Below are 20671 nucleotides of genomic sequence, written 5' to 3' on the forward strand. Positions count from 1 at the left end.
CGCGCACCCTCCCCTTGGCAAGGGGAGGGCTGGGGAGGGGTGATTTCGTATCTCACTAGAGTGGGAAACGCTATAAAACTTTCAGTGCAGCGAAAATTTTTATTTTACAAATAGGAGGTATAGCTTTGGAAAATATTGGCAAAATCCCTTTCAATGATGAATGGCGCAATCGCTGGATAATTATCAAAGAATTCATCCAGAATCCACTTAAGGAAATCTGGTTTTTACAAGATAAATTTGAGGTGTCTGACCTTTACACCGGGATAGCAAAACGAGATCGCGATCTTCACAATCCCAATATTCCCCAATGGCTCAACTTTGGTTATTGGCAAGAAGAAACTACTTATGACGGAGCTTGTGCCGCTTTAGCCCGTAAATTAGGAGAAATTGCCGAACTTAGCCCTGGAGACAAAGTTTTAGATGTCGGCTTCGGTTTTGCCGAACAAGATATCCTTTGGGTACGTGAAAACAATGTAGATGCAATTACTGGGATAAATACTACAGAGCTACAAGTAGAAATTGCTCAAGAACGAGTAGCTAGAGCGGGATTAGCCGAACGCATAAATCTTCAGGTTGGTTCGGCAACAAAAATTCCTTGTGAAGACAATTCTTTTGATAAAGTTACAGCTTTAGAATGTGCTTTTCATTTCAATACTCGTGAAGATTTTTTTGCTGAAGCATTTCGAGTTTTGCGCCCTGGTGGAAAATTAGCATTAGCAGATTGTTTGCCGAGAGTTGGACGAGATATTGACTTTTGGCTGCGCGTCAATAGCAAGAAAATGTGTATTCCTTTCGCCAACCAATATGACCGAAATATTTATGTTGAAAAACTCAAAAAGCATGGATTTGTAAATATCCAAGCTGTATCAATTAGCGAATATGTTTGGCCGGCTGCTGTGCGTTACTTTGCCGAAGTAGGTAAAGGAATTAGTAAACACGATTTAGCGATCGATCTCCAGAAAGATAATCCAGGACTTGAAGCTTGGTCGAGAGATAGGGGGTGGTTTATGGCTTTTGATGACTATCTTTTATTTTCAGGAGAAAAACCCGATTAGATATTTATATAAAATAAAAAAATTGCGGATAGAAGCATGGCTCAAACTACAGATTATAAAAAACTCATAGCATCAACCTTAACAAAAATGGAGGCAATGCAGGCTCGCATTACCGAATTAGAAACCAGGCAAAGCGAGCCAATTGCTGTTGTTGGGATGGGTTGTCGTTTCCCTGGAGGCATAAATTCTCCTGAAGCTTATTGGAATTACTGTAAAGCCGGACTTGACGCAATTGTAGAAGTTCCTAAAAGCCGTTGGGATATCTCAAAATTTTATGCTCCCGAACCTACTCCCGGCAAAATGAACACTCGTTATGGAGGATTTTTACAAGAGGATATTACAGAATTTGATGCCCGTTTCTTCTCTATATCTTCCCGCGAAGCAACCTCAATGGACCCCCAACAAAGGTTACTACTTGAGGTGACATGGGAAGCTTTAGAAAACGCTAATTTACCACCAACTAATTTAGCAAGCGATCGCGTGGGTGTATTTGTCGGTATAACTAGTGTTGACCACGCGATGACAGTCTACAAAAGCAACTACGATGAAATCGATTCTTTTTTTGGTACGGGAAACGCCCTGAGTGCCGCAGCCGGACGGCTATCTTATTTTTTAAACCTGCGCGGCCCTTGTATGTCTATTGATGCAGCCTGTGCTTCTTCACTGGTTGCCATTCACCAAGCTATTCGCAGTTTAAGAAATCATGAATGCGAATTAGCTTTAGTAGCTGGGGTAAATCTGCTCTTAAATCCGGCAATTACGATTAACCTTTCCCAGTCGGGGATGATGTCTCCCGATGGTCGTTGCAAAACTTTTGATGCAGCTGCAAATGGATATGTGCGGGGCGAAGGATGCGGAGTTTTAGTACTCAAACGCTTATCTGTGGCGGAAAAAAAATGGCGATCGCATTCTCGCCCTCCTCCGAGGATCTGCGGTCAATCATAACGGTGCAGCCGCCGGGTTAACAGTTCCCAGCGGCCCCGCCCAACAAGATTTACTTCGTCAAGCCTTAGCTGATGCCAGAGTCAAACCCCAGGAAGTCGGGTATATAGAAGCACATGGCACGGGAACCTCTTTAGGCGATCCCATTGAGATGAATGCGATCGCCGCTGTTTATGGAGAGCGATCGCAACCACTTTACGTCGGTTCAGTGAAGACTAATATCGGACATCTCGAAGCCGCCGCCGGGATAGCAGGCACAATCAAGACAATTCTTGCCCTCCAACATGGTGAGATTCCGCCTCATCTCCACTTCCAAGAACCTAATCCTCTGATTAATTGGCAAGGATACCCGATCGAAATTCCTAGTCAAACCATACCCTGGGCGAACAATGGCCAAGTCCGCATTGCAGGGGTGAGTTCCTTCGGTTTTTCTGGAACGAATGCTCATGTAATTATCGAACAAGCGCCTGTTGCAAACATACCAGAAATTAAGCTACAACGTCCTAGTCATCTATTGATGATTTCCGCTCATCAAGAAACGGCTTTAAAAGAACTAGCACAACGTTTTTACATCCACCTAGAATCTCATCCAGAAATTGGCGATATCTGTCATAGTGCGGCAATAGGTAGATCGCCTTTAGCTGAACGATTGGCGATCGTTGCAGATACATTACCAGAATTGCAACAAAAATTAGTAGCTTTTGCTGACGAAAAAACCATTGATAATTTGACTTTTTATCAACGTTTCGCAGGAGAAAAACAGCCAAAAATTGCCTTTCTCTTCACTGGCCAAGGAGCTTGTTATGCAGGTATGGGCCATCAACTTTACCAAACCCAACCTACATTCCGTAAATATATTGACAAATGTGCAGATATTTTAGCGAATTATTTAGAGTATCCACTACAAGATATATTATTTGGCGATCGCACAGATTTACTCAATCAAACTGCATACGCTCAACCAGCTATATTTGCTCTTGAATATTCAGTTGCTATGCTTTGGCAATCTTGGGGAATTACACCAAGTTTACTAATTGGTCATAGTGTTGGTGAATATGTCGCAGCTTGTATTGCAAAAGTATTTAGTTTAGAAGCAGGTCTAGAATTAATTGTGAAACGCGGGCAATTAATGCAAACTGCGCCTACAGGAAAAATGGCTTCAATTTTTACAGATGAAGCTACAGTAATTTCTTTAATTCAAAATTATAGTAAGACAGTTTCAATTGCAGCTATTAACCATCCTCAACAAATTGTCATCTCTGGAGAAAGTAATAGCGTTGATGAGATTGTTGTTAACTGCAAACACCAAAAAATAGCTGTTCAATTACTATCAGTTGACGGTGCTTTTCACTCTCCATTAATGGAGTCAATTTTAGATGAATTTGAAACTGCCGCTCGTAATATTTCCTACAATCATCCTCAAGTTTTGCTAATTTCAGGCATTGACGGACAACCTTTAGCAAATGCGCCCGATGCAAGCTACTGGAGACAACTATGCCGTCAACCCGTGCAATTTTTGCAAAGTCTGATTACGGCGTTAAACAAAGGATACAACCTGTTTTTAGAAGTGGGGCCAAGACCAATACTTGCAGAACAAGGTCGCCGTTATCACGATGAAGTTATCTGGCTGAGTTCTCTCAATAGAGGTTTGGATAACTGGCAGACGATGTTATCAACACTAGCCCAACTCTACATTCATGGAGTAAATTTTAACGCCGAAAAATTCAATGAAGATTACGGTTACAGAAATATTCAATTACCAAACTATCCTTTTCAACGAAAAAGGTTTGAATTTAAATCTGCTATTTCAGTCGAATCAAGTTCAATCAAAGAAATGCCCGTAGAAAACGAGTTAATGGAGACCAAGATGACTGTAGCAAAAGTTTCAAATATCCAAAAACATCAGCAAGAAATCGGCAATCAGTTAAAGTCTATCTTAGCTCTGTTGCTCAAAGAAGATGAAAATGACATTAGAGATGATGAAACTTTATTAAATCTAGGGGCAGATTCAATTATTTTGACTGACTTTGCTCGTAAAGTTGAAGAGAAGTTTGGCGTTAAAGTTAAGATAGATCGATTATTTACCGATTTGCAAACAATTGCTGAAATAGCTAATTATCTATCTGATTTTATTGAACCAAAACCATTAGAAACATCTTCAGTAGCTACTATACTAAACAAAAATTCTAATAAAGTATCTAATTCTGACTCAGAATTAAATAATTATCTGTGGGTAATTTCCCAATTACAACCGATTAGTATTGCCTATATCTTGAAAGCTTTAGAAGTATTAGGTAAGAGACTAAAAATAGCAGAAACTTGGACAACAGAAAACTTATTACAAATTTTGCCTATTGCTCCAAAATATCATATTTTAATTACTCGTTATTTAAAAACTTTAGAACAAGCTGGAATTATTCAAAATCAAGGTAACATCTGGATAGTACGAAACCTACCTACACCTTTTTCTTTACCAGAAGCTATAGAAAATCTGCAAACTACTTGTCCAGCAGCAAAACCTGAGTTAGAAATGCTGCAACGCTGTGGAGAAAATCTAGCAGAAGTATTGAAAGGAAATATAGATCCTTTAGAGTTAATTTTCCCAGCAGGTTCAGTAGTTCATGCAGAAAGTATATATGGTAATTCTCCGGTATCTCGTTTGATGAATCAACGAGTAGCCCAAGCAATTAACTCAATTTTAAAGAGTTTTTCTAGTAGCGATCGCCCTTACCACATTATCGAAGTGGGAGGTGGTACAGGTGCGACTTCGGAAGCAATTATTAATAATTTAAATCTCAATGATACTAATTATTCTTTCACCGAACTTTCTCCTGTTCTCCTCAATAAAGCGCGTCAAAAATTTAAACACAGAGATAATCTCAACTTCCATCAATTAGATATTGAAAAATCACCAGTTTCTCAAGGGCTTACAGCACATTCTTATCATATAGTTGTTGCTGCTAATGTGCTTCATAGTACCCGAAATATTACAGAAACACTAAATAATATTCGAGAACTACTAATACCTGGTGGTTACTTGGTACTGCTAGAAACAGTAGAAAATAATTCCTGGCTTGATTTAACCTTTGGACTCACACCAGGATGGTGGCGCTTTCAAGACAAAGAGTTACGTATAGATACTCCATTGTTAAGTGGAGAAAGTTGGTGTGCTGTTTTAAAACGCTGCGGTTTTGCTACTGCGGATAGTTTTTCTAAACAGAATAATACCAGCATCTACAATGGACAAGAGTTAATTATTGCTTCCACCTCTGCTGAAAGCGCTATTGATAACCAAGCAAAAACAGTAGCTGTATCAACACCAACCTCTGGCAAAGAAGCTTTGATGATGGCTCAATTGCAATCTTTGAAAGAACTCAAAGATATACATGAAAAAACTATTATCAAGCAATTAGAAATACTCCAATCTGTATCTGTCGCACCGAGCAATACATCAGAAGTTTTGTTTAGTCAGACAGAAATTGTACCTACTCCTAAAACAAGCAAAATAGAAACTGCAACTCCTACCAAAAAAATTAATTCTCCAAATTTAAACCCATTAGCCTTAAAGCTAGCAGAGAATAAATCTTTAACAGAACAACAGCAAGCTTTTATCCAAAAGTTAGAGATTATTTATAACCAAAAAACAGCGAAATCCAAGGCATATTCGCAAAATAGCCGCAAGACAATGGTTGATGTTAAACCTACCATTGACTTCCGTATGGCTTTAAAAGAATTTCAGTATCCCATTGTTTCAGAATCAGCCCAAGGGGCGTATTTTCGTGATATCGATGGCAATGATTACATCGACTTAGCAATGGGGTTTGGTGTTAACTTTTTTGGGCATAGTCCTGATTTTGTGTTGTCAGCAATTCAGCAACAAATGCAACACGGAATCGGATTAGGAATGCAGTCTAATATTGCAGCAGAAACGGCTGCTTTGATTTGTGAAATGACAGGTGTGGAGCGAGTCGCTTTTAGTAATACTGGTACAGAAGCGATTATGGCAGCAGTTCGTATTGCTCGTTCTCGGACAAAACGCCAAAAAATTGTGATTTTTGCTGGTTCTTATCACGGTACTTTTGATGGCATTTTAGCGCGAGTTGGAGAAGAAGCGGGAACAGCTCAACCATTGAGTCTTGGGACACCATCAGGAATGGTTGAAGATGTCATAGTTCTTACATATGGAGCCGAAGAAAGTCTAGAAATAATTGCTACTCAAGCTGATAATTTAGCAGCAGTTTTAGTAGAACCTGTGCAAAGCCGTAAACCCGATTTACAGCCTAAAGAATTTCTGCAAAAATTACGAAAATTGACTCATGAAAAAGAAATTGCCCTAATTTTTGATGAAATTATTACTGGATTTCGCATTACTCCAGGAGGAGCGCAGGAATGGTTTGATGTTGACGCAGATATAGTAGTTTATGGTAAGGCAATTGGTGGTGGTTTGCCTATTAGTACGATCTGTGGCAAAGCAGATTTCTTAGATACAATTGATGGCGGTTTCTGGAGTTATGGAGATGATTCCCATCCGCAAACAGAATTAACTGCTTATGGCGGTACTTTCTGTCGTCATCCTTTGGCTTTGGCTGCTTGTCGTGCAGTACTTTTACATTTACGCGAACAAGGCGCAACGCTTCAAGAAAGAGTAAATCAATTAACTAATCGATTAGCTACTGAAGTTAATCAGTTCTTTCAAGAAACAGGAATTCCTATCCGCATTGTTCATTTTGGCTCTTTGTTTCGCTTTGAATCTTTTGGCGCTTATAGTATTTTCTTACAACCAATCGAATTACCACTCTTTTACTACTTGCTAAATCTCAAAGGTGTGTATACATGGGAAAAACGAGTTTGTTTTCTCTCAACTAGTCATACTAATGAAGATATAGACAAAGTAGTTGCTGCTGTCAAAGAAGCGATTATAGAACTTCAACAAGCAAGTTTTTTTGAAAATGCCAAACCACCACAAGCAAAGAAAAGAGAAGCAAGCGATCGCTCTGACGATGAAGATGGTAGGAATAATTTAAACCAGAAATTTTCTACCAATGAAGCGCAACGTCAGCTTTGGTTATTGGCAGAATTAGATACAACCGCTTCCGCATCATATAACGTTACTACTTCTTTAGAATTGCGTGGTTCTTTAGATATTTCATCTTTGCAGCAAGCGATTAATGAAGTAGTCAATCGCCATGAAGCTTTGCGAACCCAAATCTTAGAACAAGGCGAACTCCAAGAAGTTATCAGTAGTGTCAAAATTGACCTACCGTTAATCAATTTGATGGATGAAGATAATCCCGAAGCAACTGCTTTAGTATTAAGAACTGAGTTATCTCAAAAACCTTTTGACTTAAGTATCGCTCCTTTATTTGCAGCTGTACTGATGCGTTTAGCACCCGAACATTATCTGCTATCTTTAAAAACTCATCATATCGTTGCAGATGGTTGGTCATTAGGGCTAATTTTGAATGAAATTGGCAAACTTTATTCAGCAAAAATTGGTGTTGTTACAGACTCTTTAACGCCACCAATGCAATTTCGTCAATATTTAGCTTTGCGACAGCAAGAAGCACAAAGTTCACAGATGCAAGAGCATCGTGATTTTTGGTTGAAAACTTATGAGGGAGAAATCCCCGTATTTGAGCTGACTACAGACTTTCCCCGTCCTGCTGTCAAAACTTACACAGGCGGTAGAGAAAGTAAAATTATTGCTCCTCAACTGTGGCAAAATTTGCAGACTGTAGGACGCAAAAATCAAGCGACATTATTTATGACAATGTTCGCTGCTTACACAGCTTTTCTGCGTCGAATTTCCGGTCATGATGATTTAGTAATTGGTATTCCGATTTCTGGACGACAATTTGAAGGCAGCGAAACATTAGTTGGCTTTTGTTCGCAATTTTTACCAGTTCGGATTCAGACAGATATTACTACTTCTTTTGTTGCACATCTCCGTCATACCAAAGAAACACTCATAGCCGCTTTTAAACACCAAAGTCACGCCTTAGAAGAATTATTAGCAGCCTTACAATTACAACGAGATTTTTCTCGTTCTCCCCTGATATCCGTATCTTTTAATATGGACCCTAGTTTAACTCTACCTGAGTTTAAGGGACTACAAGTATCGCTACCAGCAGAGCCAATTGGTTACACTCCCTTCGATTTAGGCTTTAATTTCATCGAAGTCAATGACGCACTTATTATCTATTGCAACTACAATACAGAACTGTTTAAACCAGAAACTATCAAACAGTTTCTAGAAAGTTTTGAAATTTTGATGCAAGGGGTAATTAAAAATGCTAATGGTTTGCTTTCTGAGTTGCCTTTATTAACACAAGTGCAACAAGAACAATTATTGGCAGAATTAACAGGGAAAACAATAGAATTACCCCCAAATTCTACAATTATTGATGACTTTATTGTTCAAGTCAAATCTACACCCGATGCACCTGCATTAATAGTTGGAGAAACGACTTTAACATATAGAGAATTGAATGAGAAGGTAAATCGTTTAACTAATTACTTACATGAGAAGTATCACATTGGTTGCGGAAAAGCGATCGCACTCGCGATCGGGCGCAATCAAAACTTAATTATCGCCATCTTGGCTACTTTTAAAACTGGAGCAACATATGTACCGATAGACCCCCAATATCCTAGTAATCGCATCGATTTTATTTTAAAAGATAGTGGCTGTAATCTCTGTCTCACGGAGAGTAACTTTGTCTCCCAATTACCTCAAGAAATCGAAGCAATTTGTTTGGATCGAATCGATAATATTTTGGCAGATTTTAATAACACTGAGCCTAAATTTAAACCAGACTCTAGCCAAATTGCCTACATTTTATACACATCTGGCTCCACAGGAAACCCCAAAGGAGTCATGGGTCGTCACATTTCTATTTTGAATGTAATTCGGAGTTTACGACTCACATTTGACTTAGAGAAACATCCTGAATGGCGCTATATTTTCACTGCACCTGTCACCCACGATCCATCTTTTCGTAATATATTCTTACCTTTAACCATAGGTGCTGCTTTATATATGTATGAAGTACAGCATATAGAGCATTTAGTCTCCTTTTTACAAGAAAACCAAATCAACGCACTGCACACAACGCCATCTATTTATCGAGAAATTTTAGCTGTACTCGAACTTGAAGAAACTATCCCCAGCTTAAAATATATCTCTTGCGGCGGAGAAAAATTAGACCGAGAAACTGCGATCGCTTTACGAAAACGCTTCCCAGCGAAAATTATTAGCAATGTCTACGGTTCCACAGAAACTTGTGTAGGAGTATCTCAATATCCAATCGACGAAAATTTAAATACAGACGTACCTCTTGGTCAGGTTTTCCATAACAATCGATTATTTGTCCTGGATGAATTTAATAACACCGTACCTTTGCATATAGTAGGTGAAATTTGCGTAGAAGGTGCAGCATTAGCCGCTGGTTATCGCAATCTTCCCCAAATCACCAAGGAAAAATTTCAATCTAGTTTTCTAAATCCAGAAAAAATTCTCTTTAGAACGGGAGATTTAGGTAAACAAATTGCCCCAGGTGTGATTAAATTTATGGGGCGAAAAGATAATCAAGTTAAGGTAAATGGCTATCGGATAAATCCAGGTGAAATTGAATACCAACTTAGCCGTTATGCCCAGATTGAGAGAGCAATTGTGTTACCGACAGAGTTAAATAATCAAACTCAGTTATCTGCCTATTGTCAAACTGATAAAGAGATAAAAATTTCAGAAATCAGAAAATTCCTCTCGGATTTTCTGCCAGTTTACATGATTCCTACTTCCTTTATCTTTTTAAAGCAATTTCCTTTAACTAGACATGGCAAAATTGACTTGCGATCGCTTGCCGAACTTCAAAGAACAGGTAAGATCGCACAAATAGCTTATACTGCTCCTCGGAATAATTTAGAGTCAAAGCTAGTTAATATCTGGGAAAAAATTCTCACTAAGCATCCCATCGGTATTTTTGATAACTTCTTTGAAATTGGTGGACACTCTTTGCTGCTTTCGAGAGTAATCACTCACGTTCATAAAGAATTAAATGTGTCAGTCAAATTGGCTGAATTCTTTAAAGTTCCTACAATTGTCGGATTAGCAACTTTAATATCTAAAACTCAATATGACTATCAAGAACCCATACCAGCAATAACTCAGCAAACATCTTATCCTATGTCTCATGGGCAGCGCCGTCTTTGGGCTTTAGAATTCCTCGATCGCAACCATAATGCCTACGGAATGCCCAGTGCTTATCAATTCAACGGTGATTTAAATATTGCTGCTTTTGAAAATGCTTTTCAACATTTGATCCAACGCCACGAAATTTTGCGTACTACCTTTACCTTAATAAATAATGAACCGCGTCAAGTCGTACACGAGCAAATGAATTTTGCAGTCACACAAATAGACTTAATGGAGTATGAAAAACAATCAGAAATTATTGCTGAAGCTATTCAAAACAATGCCAAAACTACTTTTGATTTGGAAACAGGACTTTTACTCAACGTTAACTTACTAAAACTCAGTCAACAGAGTTATATAGTTCTATTTAATATGCACCACATCATTTCAGATGGTTGGTCAGCAGGCGTTTTAATTAAAGATTTTCTCGCACATTATCATGCCTACGGACAACAAAATGTAGAATTACCGCCACCTCTGAGGATTCATTATAAAGACTATAGCTACTGGCAAGACCAGCAATTGCAAATGTCGAAACTACAAGCACAACGCGATTACTGGTTAGCTAAATTAACTCCTACTCCGGCGCGTCTTGACTTACCTTTAGATCGCATTCGACCAGCAGTGCAAAGTTTCTCTGGAACTGCGATTATTTGGAAGCCAAGACCAGAATCAATCAAGGATTTTGAGTTATTAATCAAGACTCAAGAAGCCAGTTTGTTTATGGGCTTACTGACTTTAGTCAAAAGTTTTCTCTTTCGCTATACCGAACAGAATGAGATTACAGTCGGCTCTCCCATCGCTGGACGAAATCATCCTGATTTAGAAGAACAAATAGGTTTTTATGTTAATACTTTAGTTTTACGCGATCAAATAGCAGCAGACGATAGTTTTACTACTTTACTTGCAAAAGTGAAACAAACAACAATAGAAGCATACGATAATCAAGAATATCCCTTTGACAAACTAGTATCAGATTTAAATTTCAAACGCGATCCTAGCCGGAATCCCCTATTTGATATTGCAGTTGTACTGCAAAATAATCAAAATGTAGACCTAGCGTTAGATGGAATTACTGTTAACTTCATTGACCAAAAAATTGTCACTGCTAAGTTCGATCTAGAATTCACTTTTGTAGACGAAGTAGAACTATATCTGAAGTTAATCTATAACACAGATATATTTGCCAGCGAACGTATTTCCTTAATTATCAAGTCGTTAGAAGGTCTTCTAGAAGAAGTAGTAAAATCTCCTGACACGCCATTATTGAAGCTGTGCGATCGCACAGAGAACCCCGAAGGAGAAGATAACAATCTTTTCGCTACCAATTTTAATTTTTAGTCATCTACACGGCTAAATCATAGTCATCATTGTTTTGGAGAAAGTTTATGAATAAAAAACTACCAGTGCTTGGGGTTTTAGGCGGAATGGGGCCTGTAATTACGGTTGAATTCCTTAAAACCATTTATGAATACAACCAGTATATCGACAACGAACAAGAAGCACCCAACGTTATTGTTTTCTCACTTCCCTCTGCACCAGATCGAACAACTTCAGTTCATAGCGGAAATGAAAGAGAATTCATTGATTTTGTGCAAATACATTTAGAAAAACTTAATCAATTAGTCGATCGTATAGTGATTGGTTGTTGTACTGCTCATTATGCTTTGGCTCATCTTCCAGAGGATCAGACTAATAAAGTAATTTCCTTAATTAAAATTGCAGACCAACAACTACAAGAACATGATGAGCCTGCCCTTTTATTTGCAGGTACAGGTACTTACAAAAAAAAATTATTTGAGCGAGGTTGTACTGCTGCGAATCGGATTATTTCTCCAGATGAAAAAGATCATCGCTTGATTCATGAGATGATTTTTAAAGTACTAAAACGAGGACAAAACCCACTAACAATTCTTGAAGACGTTCAAAAGTTGTTAGATAAATATAATACTCGTTCCTTTATTTCTGGTTGTACAGAATTTCATATCCTCGCCAAATATCTCAAGCTTAATGGCATTGATTCTATTCAAGCGATCGACCCTTTAACTACCATTGCCGAAAACTTATCTCAGCTATTAGAGTCAGCCACATCTAATTCTAGTTTGCTGACAGAAACAATGAAATTATCTCAGCAATTTCATTCATCAACTGTTGAGTCTAAAACATCTTTGTATCAAATAAGTTAAGGTTAATTAAGATGACAGCTATTTTTCCTCAAACTTTCCCAGCGACTACTAAAAATCACAAGATTCTTTTAATTGGGAGAATGTATCACGAAACAGGTGAAAAGCTTCTAGAAGAATACACTAATATCGAGATTATCAAAGAACCAACGCAGCATCAAATCCATGAAGCTATTCAAGACGTATCTGGCGTATTTGTCCGTTATCCTGCTAAATTAGATGCCGAAGCGATTCGATTAGCAAAAAATTTAAAAGTTATTAGTACCTCTGGATTTGGCACTGATGCAATTGATATTGCGGCTGCAACACAACAGGGAATTGTCGTAGTTAATAATCCTGGGTTATCAACAACTGCTGTTACAGAACACACGATTTCCATGATTTTAGCACTTGCTAAAAAGCTTACTTTTCTCAATCAGTGTGTCAAAACAGGAAACTACTTGATTCGTAATCAGGTACAACCAATTCAAGTCGAAGCAAAAACCCTTGGTATTGTCGGTTTAGGAAGGATTGGTAGTGCTGTTGCTCAAATTTGTAGTACAGCATTTCAAATGCGAGTTTTAGCATACGATCCTTATGTCCCAATCAGTAAAGCAGAAGCAGCCGGTGCAACCTTAGTACAAGATTTAGACTACCTACTTACTGAATCTGACTTTGTATCTTTGCATCCTGAGTTAACTGATGAAACTTATGAAATGTTTGCTTTAGAAGCTTTCAAAAAAATGAAGCCTACTGCTTTCTTGATCAATACATCTCGTGGAAAGGTAGTTCGCGAACGAGATTTGGTTACAGCCATACGCGAAAAGTTGATAGCAGGGGCTGCAATTGATGTGTTTGAGCCTGAACCCCCATCTCTTGATAATCCTTTATATGAGTTTGACAATATAATTTTGTCCCCTCATTTGGCTGGAGTGACACCTGAAGCTGGTATGGCTGCTGCACTTTCCGCAGCTAATCAAATACTTCAAGTGCTTCAAGGCGAGAAGCCGCCTTACATTGTCAATCCTGAAGTTTGGAGTTCGTAATTTTTCATCCCAGAACAAAAGAAATGCTGGGAATTTATCATTGAATTGCTTTGCTATATTTCTATAACTAGAAATATAGCAAAATTATTTTATGATATGATGATTTTGTTTAAATAATCAGGATTAATACTGCATTTTTTTATTTTCTAGCTATAGCTAATGAAATAAAAAACAATATTTTACAAAAATTTATCATCCTAAAAATTATTTTTATAAGAGGTATAATATGCAAGCTCAAGTTATTTCTAATCAACCTTCAAAAAATACTTCTTTCCTTTCTAATTTTACTCAATTTTGGGAGGATGTAAAAGCGATCGCTAGTCCTTACTGGTTTCCAATAGAGCCAGGGCAAAGAGCATTTTCAGATGTAATTCAAACATGGGGGATGCTCATTCTCCTAATCTTATTAATAATTGGGCTTGTGGGCGTAACTGCCTTTAATAGCTTTGTCGATCGCTATTTAGTCGATATCATTATTCAAGATAAAGATACTTCTAAGTTTTTTAGTACGTTATCACTTTACGCCCTTGGGCTGCTCTTAATCACGTTCTTGACAGGATTTACTAAATTTGTCAGAAAAAAAATTGCCCTTGATTGGTATCAATGGCTCAATCAGCAGATTTTAAAAAAATATTTTAGCGATCGCGCTTATTATAAAATCAATTTTAGCTCCGATATTGATAACCCAGACCAACGTCTATCTCAAGAAATCGAACCTATTGCCAGGACTGCTCTCAATTTTTCAGCTACTTTGTTAGAAAAAATCCTGGAAATGGCGACTTTTTTAATAATTCTTTGGTCAATTTCCCAATTTGCTGTTGCATTTCTACTTACTTATACGATTATAGGCAATTTGATTGCTGTTTACTTGAGTCAAGAATTAGATAAGATTACTCAAGAAGAACTTGAATCTAAAGCTGATTATACATATAGCCTAACTCATGTTCGTAATCATGCTGAATCTATAGCTTTCTTCCGGGGAGAAAACCAAGAATTAAATATCATTCAGCGAAGATTTAATAATCTTTTTCAAAATTCTGAAAGCAAGATTAATTGGGAAAGAAATAAAGATATTTTTAATAGAGGATACCGCTCTGTAATCCAAATTTTTCCATATTTAATATTTGCACCTGTATATATTCGAGGTGAAATTGATTTCGGACAAGTTAGCCAAGCAGTTGTAGCTTGCAGTATGTTTGCTAATGGTCTGGCAACATTAATAGATGAATTTGGAACTTCTGGACGATTTTCGAGTTATGTTGAGCGTTTAGCTAATTTTTCAGATGCTTTAGAAACAGTAACTAAACAACCAGAAAATGTCAGTAACATCAAAACAATCGAAGAAAACCGTCTGGCTTTTGAGGATGTTACCTTACAAACGCCCAACTACGAGCAGCTAATCGTTGAAGACTTATCATTGTCTGTTCAACCGGGAGAAGGTTTATTGATTGTTGGGCCGAGTGGTCGAGGTAAAAGTTCTTTATTGAGAGCGATCGCAGGTTTGTGGAATGCAGGGACTGGTCGTTTGGTGCGACCTCCCCTAGAAGAAGTTTTATTTTTACCTCAACGTCCTTATATAATTTTGGGAACTTTGCGCGAACAGTTACTTTATCCTAATAGAAATCGTCAAATGACCGATGCAGAACTCAAAGAAGTATTGCAACAAGTAAACCTGCAAAACTTGCTAAGTCGAGTTGATAGTTTTGATACAGAGCTTCCTTGGGAAAACATATTATCGCTAGGAGAACAACAACGCCTTGCTTTCGCACGCCTATTAGTGACTCATCCTCATTTCACGATATTAGATGAAGCAACAAGTGCTTTAGATTTAAAGAACGAAGGTAATTTATATAGACAATTACAAGAAACGAAAACAACGTTTATCAGCGTTGGGCATAGGGAAAGTCTATTTGATTATCATCAATGGGTTCTAGAGCTTACACAAGATTCCAGTTGGCAACTTTTGACTGTGAAAGATTATCGGATTCAAAAAACAGCTATCTATACCTCTGTAGAAAAGAGCCGCGTTAGCACAGACAGTTTACCTAATAATGAATCCCAAAATCAATTAGAAAGATTAACTCAAAAAGTCATAAGTGAAGGATTTTCTCATCAGGAAATGGCTGAATTAACTTTTTATTCCATTAAAACTATTAGAAGTAAGGCAAGCAAAGGCGAATCGATTACTGCCAGAGACGGCTTTACCTATCGTTATGATAAAGATCCTGATGTGTTGAAATGGGTCAAAGTTTAGCAGCTACTTAGTTTCTAAAAACTACAATTTATTTTTAACAGATTCAATAATATGACTAAACTCATATTGATTACAGGCATAAGCAAAGGTCTAGGTTATGCCATGACCGAGGGTTTTATTCAACAAGGACATACTGTTATTGGTTGCGCCCGTTCATCAGATGCTATTGATAAAATACGCCAAAAGTTTAGTGCGCCCAATGATTTCACATCTGTAGACGTGGCAAATGAACAGCTTGTAAAAAAATGGGCCCAAGACATACTTCAAAAATATGCACCGCCAGATATAGTAATTAATAATGCGGCAATTACTAATTACCTAGCACCTTTGTGGGAAATACCATCTGAAGAATTTTCCGATCTGATAGATATCAATATCAAAGGAGTAGCAAATATAATTCGCCATTTCGTACCAGCAATGGTGAAAAATAAACGGGGTATTATTGTTAACTTTAGTTCTGGTTGGGGACGTTCTACTTCAGCCCAAGTTGCACCATACTGTGCTTCCAAGTGGGCAATAGAAGGATTAACTCGTTCTTTGGCGCAAGAATTGCCGACTGGGATGGCAGCTATACCCCTAAATCCGGGGATTATTCATACAGATATGCTCTCTATTAGCTTTGGAGAAGAAGCTGCTAATTATACACCCGTGTCCGATTGGGTATTGAAAGCTGTTCCGTTTATTCTCAATTTAAAACCCAAAGATAACGGGATTTCCTTGACTATACATTAAAGAGTGAGCTTAACATCCAATCAAATCTTGTTCCAGCCAGTGCCATGTTATCTAAAATATTAGAATCCAGTTCATCCTCATATTCAACATTTTGATCCAGTGATTGACCTTTGCTATAAATGCATCTGCCATAACCGAGCCGGCTGAACATTTCCTGTAATCGATTTGCAAGCAAGGTAGCAATCACCCGATAAAATCGAGAAGCAAAACCTATATCCTGTTGTAATTTTGCTGCTAATTGTTGTTATATTACACCTCTTGCTAGGGCGTAAGTAGATTTAAGTTCATCCTGCCAGCTATCTGACCACTAGATGCGATCGCTTCAAACCCTTCTGCTTCTAAACTGTCTAAAAATATATCTCGGCTTTCTGGCTCATCTTCAATCACTAAAATTTTAGTCATAGTGTCCCCTTGATGTTCAGCGTCAGGTGAATTATGAATATTCATAGACTTTTTGGCTGTCCTGTTGCAGAGATTGTCACTCCACTGGTAGGGCAATTGCGTAGATACAACTTGTTAGGGTCATGCACACTCGAATTGCATTAGAAGTTATAGCCCAGACTTCTCAACAAGATTTGGCAGATGTGGCTGCAAGTGCAGGGGCAGAATTTACCTGAATACGTTGTAACTAATTCGTAATTAGGCATTGCTTATTTCTCCTTATCCCCTTGTCCCCCATTCCCTTTGATTTGAATTTGCTCTAAACTCGACCTGAACGTACCTTTATCAGATCGTGAAGAATGATTAACAAAAACGAGTATAGACAAACATGATAAAAATGCTAGCTGAAAACTTGATAGGAATTGAGACAAGCTTACAAATTAATTGGGTTTGGCTAAATGCCAGCTTACAGTTTGCTAGTTGGGCACTCTTCTCACTTTTACTTGCTGAGATATTGAGAGACAGCTACCATGCTTTGTGTCACCAAGTCAATTGGCTTGCTAAATGGCACAACAAGCACCACATGGCTTATCGCCGCGATTTATCGATAGTTTCTCTGAAAGTTTATCAAGAATCGCAGCTTTATCACGACATTTTAGAGTCGAGTCTACTGCTGGTGGTATTGGTAGTCGTTGCCTTAATTGTCCAGCAAATGGGGTTATGGCTAGGAGTAGCTTACGCTTGCACCTTTTTGTATGGCGCGTCTGTGCGATATTTTCAAGGAAAAATTGATACAGATTACAACCACCTACCCGGCCCTTTAGAGGCAATTCCATCCATTTGGTGGGTGAATCGGTCTTACCATTGGCGACATCATTTTGATGATGTTAACGCCTACTACAGTGGCGTCTTTCCCTTAGTTGATAAAATTCTGGGTACAGGACTGTCTCTCAAAGGTAAAACCATCGCTTTAACTGGAGCATCAGGAGCGTTGGGGCAAGCGTTGGCGGCTGAACTTGTCAAGAATAATGCTAAAGTCGTGGCATTAACTACTAATCCAGAAAAATTAGTAGAGCTTGGGGTAAAAGTGGTTTCCTGGCAGTTGGGCAATGAAGCTAATCTGAAGGATAGTTTAGAGAAAGTAGATATTTTAATTATCAATCATGGAGTCAATGTCTACGCCAGCCGCACATCCGAGGCTATCAATTCCTCTTATGAAGTGAATACCTTTTCAGCATTGCGGTTGATAGATATATTTTTGACAACTGTAACAGGGCCACAAGCAAAAGCAACCAAGGAAATTTGGGTAAACACTTCTGAGGCTGAGGTTTCTCCAGCACTGAGTCCGCTTTATGAACTCAGCAAAAGAGCGCTAGGAGATATTGTTACGCTCAAGCGTTTGGATGGGGATTGTGTCATTCGCAAGTTAATTCTTGGCCCGTTTAAGAGTCAACTGAATCCTTATGGAGTGATGTCTGCACAGCAAGTTGCTCGTGCGATCTTATTTTTGGCGCGGCGTGACTTCCGAAATATTATTGTGGCAATAAATCCTCTCACCTATCTGCTGTTTCCCTTAAAGGAAACGAGTACGTCACTATACTATCGAGTCTTCAGCCAGACAGCAAAAAGTGAATAAGACTTACGCAAATAATAGTCGAAAAGAATGATTTTCAGGTAGTATGTCAAGTTGAAATTGAGAGGTAAGCAAGTTTGTAGTAAGGACTTTAGTCCTTATTTTCTAAGCACTAAAGTGCTTACTACAAACCCTCAATAGTGAAAGTGAGAGCCTTAGCCGTATCGGTATCGAACACCTACTGCTTCAAAGATACAAAGGTGGAGACTATAGGAATCCGGTTTGATTTGGAGAATTTACTTGTTGTGGTGCGCGTTCGCAAAGCGTCTCGCAGAGAAGCGCAGCGCAAGCGCGATAGGCAGGGAATAGGGAATAGGGAACAGGAAAGAAAGCTTTCTAAGGTGTACTGAGTTTTTTCACCCAATCAAATATGAGTCCTATATATATAAAACAACCTTCCTTACAATAGAAGAATTAAAAATGGGAAATCCTGGAAATAAACCTGACATCAGGCATGATAGTGTCGATAAAAAAGCTTCAGCTAAACTCTGTACAATAAATTGTTAGTCCTTACTGCATCTGGTTCACCATACCTCTTATGTCAGATCAAAGAGCACTCCTAATCGAACTGCTCCGTGCGGCTTACGCAGCCTTCAACGCGCGAGACATTGACGCTGCCCTTGCCCTCATGACTTTGGACGTGGTTTGGCCGAGAGCGTTCAAAGGCGGTTTTGTCCGTGGGCCTGAAGAAGTTCGCGCTTACTGGACGGAGCAATGGAGCGAGATCGATCCGCACGTCGAGCCGGTTTCCTTTTACTTGGAGGAGGGCGGGCGCATTTTGGTCGATGTGCATCAGGTCGTGCGTGACAAGGCTTACGCAGTTCTTGCCGATGAACACGTGGGCCATCGATTCACCTTTGAACACGGCTTGATTCAAGCTATGGAAGTCTGTCCACTTCCATCGTCCACCCCAAAGGCCTAACCATGCGCTCCTATCAAACAGGCATTTCTAGGGCGGCCTTCTTCTGTATCCGGGGTGAAGTAAGCATCCGTACAGAAAGTTACGCCCTTGGATTTGATCGTCGGCTGCTTTTAATCCAAGCGTGAGCTATGGAGAAACCTGTACCAATTGAAGTGTGATTTGAATTTTGCCAATATTTTTGATTTTATTTTCGGCGTTGCTGAATCGAAGTATGAATCATGCGATCGCTCAAATTCATACTTCAATTATGCAACGCTAAATTGCACAGAATTAACAAGGTACACCAAAGGTGAAAAAGAAACGGTGTATTATTGTTAACTTTAGTTCTGGCTGGGGACGTTCGACTTCAGCTAGGCGTTGCACCATACTGCGCTTCTAAGTGGGCAATCGAAGGATTAACTCGTTCTTTGGCACAAGAATTGCCGAATGGTATGGCAGCTATACCCCTCAATCCAGGTATTATTCATACAGATATGCTTTCTATTAGCTTTGGAGAAGAAGCTGCTAATTATACACTTAAACTCAAATGTATTAGATAGGCTATTTTCTCAACAACATTTTTATCCAACAATGGGTTGATGAAATCATGTGTGCTTGCCCTTATTAAAGAAGTTATCTGTTAACGTTAACACTGAAAAACTGGGAAAATTGAATACTTAAAAACCGGAAAAAGTGGGAAAAGTGGGAAAGGTAGGAAGATTTTAAGTTACAACAAAATAATAGAATTTTAGTGTTAATATTTTATGAAACCTTAAAGGTTGTTTAGAAAGTCGTAAAGTATATTAAAAATCCCTCTCTAAATCTCTCCCCTTAAAGGGGAGAGACTTTTCAACTCTCACGATCTCGCAGTAAACTAGGGGGGGAATTACCAATTTTTTGATGTTATTAAAAATACTTTCTAAGCATCCTCTAAGTAGAATGTGGCGAAGTAAATAAAGCATTTATTGAGAGTTTTATCTTCAATATATTATGTGATTATTTTATTTTGTCATACTCCCCAATGAGCAGTAAACTGAAAATAAAATTAGTGAGTGGGAATAATCAAGATGAAAAGAGAAAACAGAGAGTACAACAATCAAACTGAAATTCATGATTTGATTAATGAAGCAGTAAACAATGCGTTAGCACGTAGAAATCAAATTCCAGATGCAAGCGAAGGTTTATCAAGTTTATCTGATGAAGAAGTGGCAAATATTGTAGGAGGTAAAACTCAACCTGCGATCGCAGGTTTTAAATCTGTTTGTCCTCCTCCAATAATCGTAGGACTGATTGCAACAGATACTAAAGCTTAGATATTGACAGGACTTACGCAAAATATGTCGTAAGTAGCAGTAATTCATGAATTACCAC

General features: G+C 38.4%; 12 protein-coding genes. 11 read left to right on the plus strand and 1 reads right to left on the minus strand.

Annotated elements, in window-relative coordinates; all coding sequences use genetic code 11:
• Positions 1 to 125: 125 nt before the first annotated feature.
• The 7 genes from NSTCB13_RS25440 to NSTCB13_RS25470 all read left to right on the plus strand — a co-directional run bounded on the left by NSTCB13_RS25440 (position 126) and on the right by NSTCB13_RS25470 (position 16385).
• Positions 126 to 1055 carry an SAM-dependent methyltransferase gene (locus NSTCB13_RS25440; protein WP_448274238.1) on the plus strand — a complete coding sequence of 310 codons (930 nt, stop codon included), beginning with the start codon at positions 126 to 128 and terminating at the stop codon, positions 1053 to 1055.
• 36 nt (positions 1056 to 1091) lie between these two features.
• Positions 1092 to 2000 carry a beta-ketoacyl [acyl carrier protein] synthase domain-containing protein gene (locus tag NSTCB13_RS25445; RefSeq protein WP_448274239.1) on the plus strand — a complete coding sequence of 303 codons (909 nt, stop codon included), beginning with the start codon at positions 1092 to 1094 and terminating at the stop codon, positions 1998 to 2000.
• Positions 1963 to 11532: an amino acid adenylation domain-containing protein gene (locus NSTCB13_RS25450; RefSeq protein WP_448275020.1), complete on the plus strand. Its 9570-nt coding sequence runs from the start codon at positions 1963 to 1965 to the stop codon at positions 11530 to 11532. Before NSTCB13_RS25445 ends, NSTCB13_RS25450 begins: the two co-directional genes overlap by 38 nt.
• Positions 11533 to 11579: 47 nt before the next feature.
• Complete coding sequence (locus tag NSTCB13_RS25455) at positions 11580 to 12377, plus strand: aspartate/glutamate racemase family protein (protein ID WP_448274240.1); 798 nt, start codon at positions 11580 to 11582, stop codon at positions 12375 to 12377.
• Between the two features lie 11 nt (positions 12378 to 12388).
• Positions 12389 to 13399, plus strand: coding sequence for a hydroxyacid dehydrogenase (locus NSTCB13_RS25460; RefSeq protein WP_448274241.1), 1011 nt, complete (start codon positions 12389 to 12391; stop codon positions 13397 to 13399).
• Between the two features lie 226 nt (positions 13400 to 13625).
• Positions 13626 to 15653 carry an ABC transporter ATP-binding protein/permease gene (locus NSTCB13_RS25465; RefSeq protein ID WP_448274242.1) on the plus strand — a complete coding sequence of 676 codons (2028 nt, stop codon included), beginning with the start codon at positions 13626 to 13628 and terminating at the stop codon, positions 15651 to 15653.
• 51 nt (positions 15654 to 15704) lie between these two features.
• Positions 15705 to 16385, plus strand: coding sequence for an SDR family oxidoreductase (locus NSTCB13_RS25470; RefSeq protein ID WP_448265694.1), 681 nt, complete (start codon positions 15705 to 15707; stop codon positions 16383 to 16385).
• Positions 16386 to 16646: 261 nt separating this feature from the next.
• Here NSTCB13_RS25470 and NSTCB13_RS25475 read toward each other — a convergent pair whose 3' ends face one another.
• Positions 16647 to 16787 (minus strand): hypothetical protein, encoded by a 141-nt coding sequence (locus NSTCB13_RS25475; protein WP_448265696.1) that lies wholly within the window; start codon positions 16785 to 16787, stop codon positions 16647 to 16649.
• Positions 16788 to 17154: 367 nt separating this feature from the next.
• On the opposite strand from NSTCB13_RS25475, the gene NSTCB13_RS25480 reads away from it, so the two are divergent.
• The 4 genes from NSTCB13_RS25480 (at position 17155) to NSTCB13_RS25495 (ending at position 20613) form a co-directional block, all read left to right on the plus strand.
• The gene (locus tag NSTCB13_RS25480; protein WP_448274243.1) at positions 17155 to 18402 is read left to right on the plus strand and encodes a bifunctional sterol desaturase/short chain dehydrogenase; all 1248 of its coding nucleotides are present in this window, start codon (positions 17155 to 17157) and stop codon (positions 18400 to 18402) included.
• 535 nt (positions 18403 to 18937) lie between these two features.
• Positions 18938 to 19321 (plus strand): nuclear transport factor 2 family protein, encoded by a 384-nt coding sequence (locus NSTCB13_RS25485; protein WP_445627520.1) that lies wholly within the window; start codon positions 18938 to 18940, stop codon positions 19319 to 19321.
• A 311-nt stretch (positions 19322 to 19632) separates the two neighbouring features.
• Entirely contained in the window at positions 19633 to 19860 is a 228-nt protein-coding gene (locus NSTCB13_RS25490) for an SDR family NAD(P)-dependent oxidoreductase (protein ID WP_445627519.1), read from the plus strand.
• A 507-nt stretch (positions 19861 to 20367) separates the two neighbouring features.
• The gene (locus NSTCB13_RS25495) at positions 20368 to 20613 is read left to right on the plus strand and encodes a hypothetical protein (RefSeq protein ID WP_445627518.1); all 246 of its coding nucleotides are present in this window, start codon (positions 20368 to 20370) and stop codon (positions 20611 to 20613) included.
• Positions 20614 to 20671: the final 58 nt, after the last annotated feature.

This window comes from Nostoc sp. DSM 114160 (genome assembly GCF_053470305.1).

Bases quoted from the DNA above. Each gene is read 5' to 3' on its own strand.
- NSTCB13_RS25445 (WP_448274239.1), top strand. From the start codon at position 1,092: ATGGCTCAAACTACAGATTATAAAAAACTCATAGCATCAACCTTAACA.
- NSTCB13_RS25455 (WP_448274240.1), top strand. From the start codon at position 11,580: ATGAATAAAAAACTACCAGTGCTTGGGGTTTTAGGCGGAATGGGGCCT.
- NSTCB13_RS25460 (WP_448274241.1), top strand. From the start codon at position 12,389: ATGACAGCTATTTTTCCTCAAACTTTCCCAGCGACTACTAAAAATCAC.
- NSTCB13_RS25465 (WP_448274242.1), top strand. From the start codon at position 13,626: ATGCAAGCTCAAGTTATTTCTAATCAACCTTCAAAAAATACTTCTTTC.
- NSTCB13_RS25470 (WP_448265694.1), top strand. From the start codon at position 15,705: ATGACTAAACTCATATTGATTACAGGCATAAGCAAAGGTCTAGGTTAT.
- NSTCB13_RS25475 (WP_448265696.1), bottom strand. From the start codon at position 16,787: ATGACTAAAATTTTAGTGATTGAAGATGAGCCAGAAAGCCGAGATATA.
- NSTCB13_RS25480 (WP_448274243.1), top strand. From the start codon at position 17,155: ATGATAAAAATGCTAGCTGAAAACTTGATAGGAATTGAGACAAGCTTA.
- NSTCB13_RS25485 (WP_445627520.1), top strand. From the start codon at position 18,938: ATGTCAGATCAAAGAGCACTCCTAATCGAACTGCTCCGTGCGGCTTAC.
- NSTCB13_RS25495 (WP_445627518.1), top strand. From the start codon at position 20,368: ATGAAAAGAGAAAACAGAGAGTACAACAATCAAACTGAAATTCATGAT.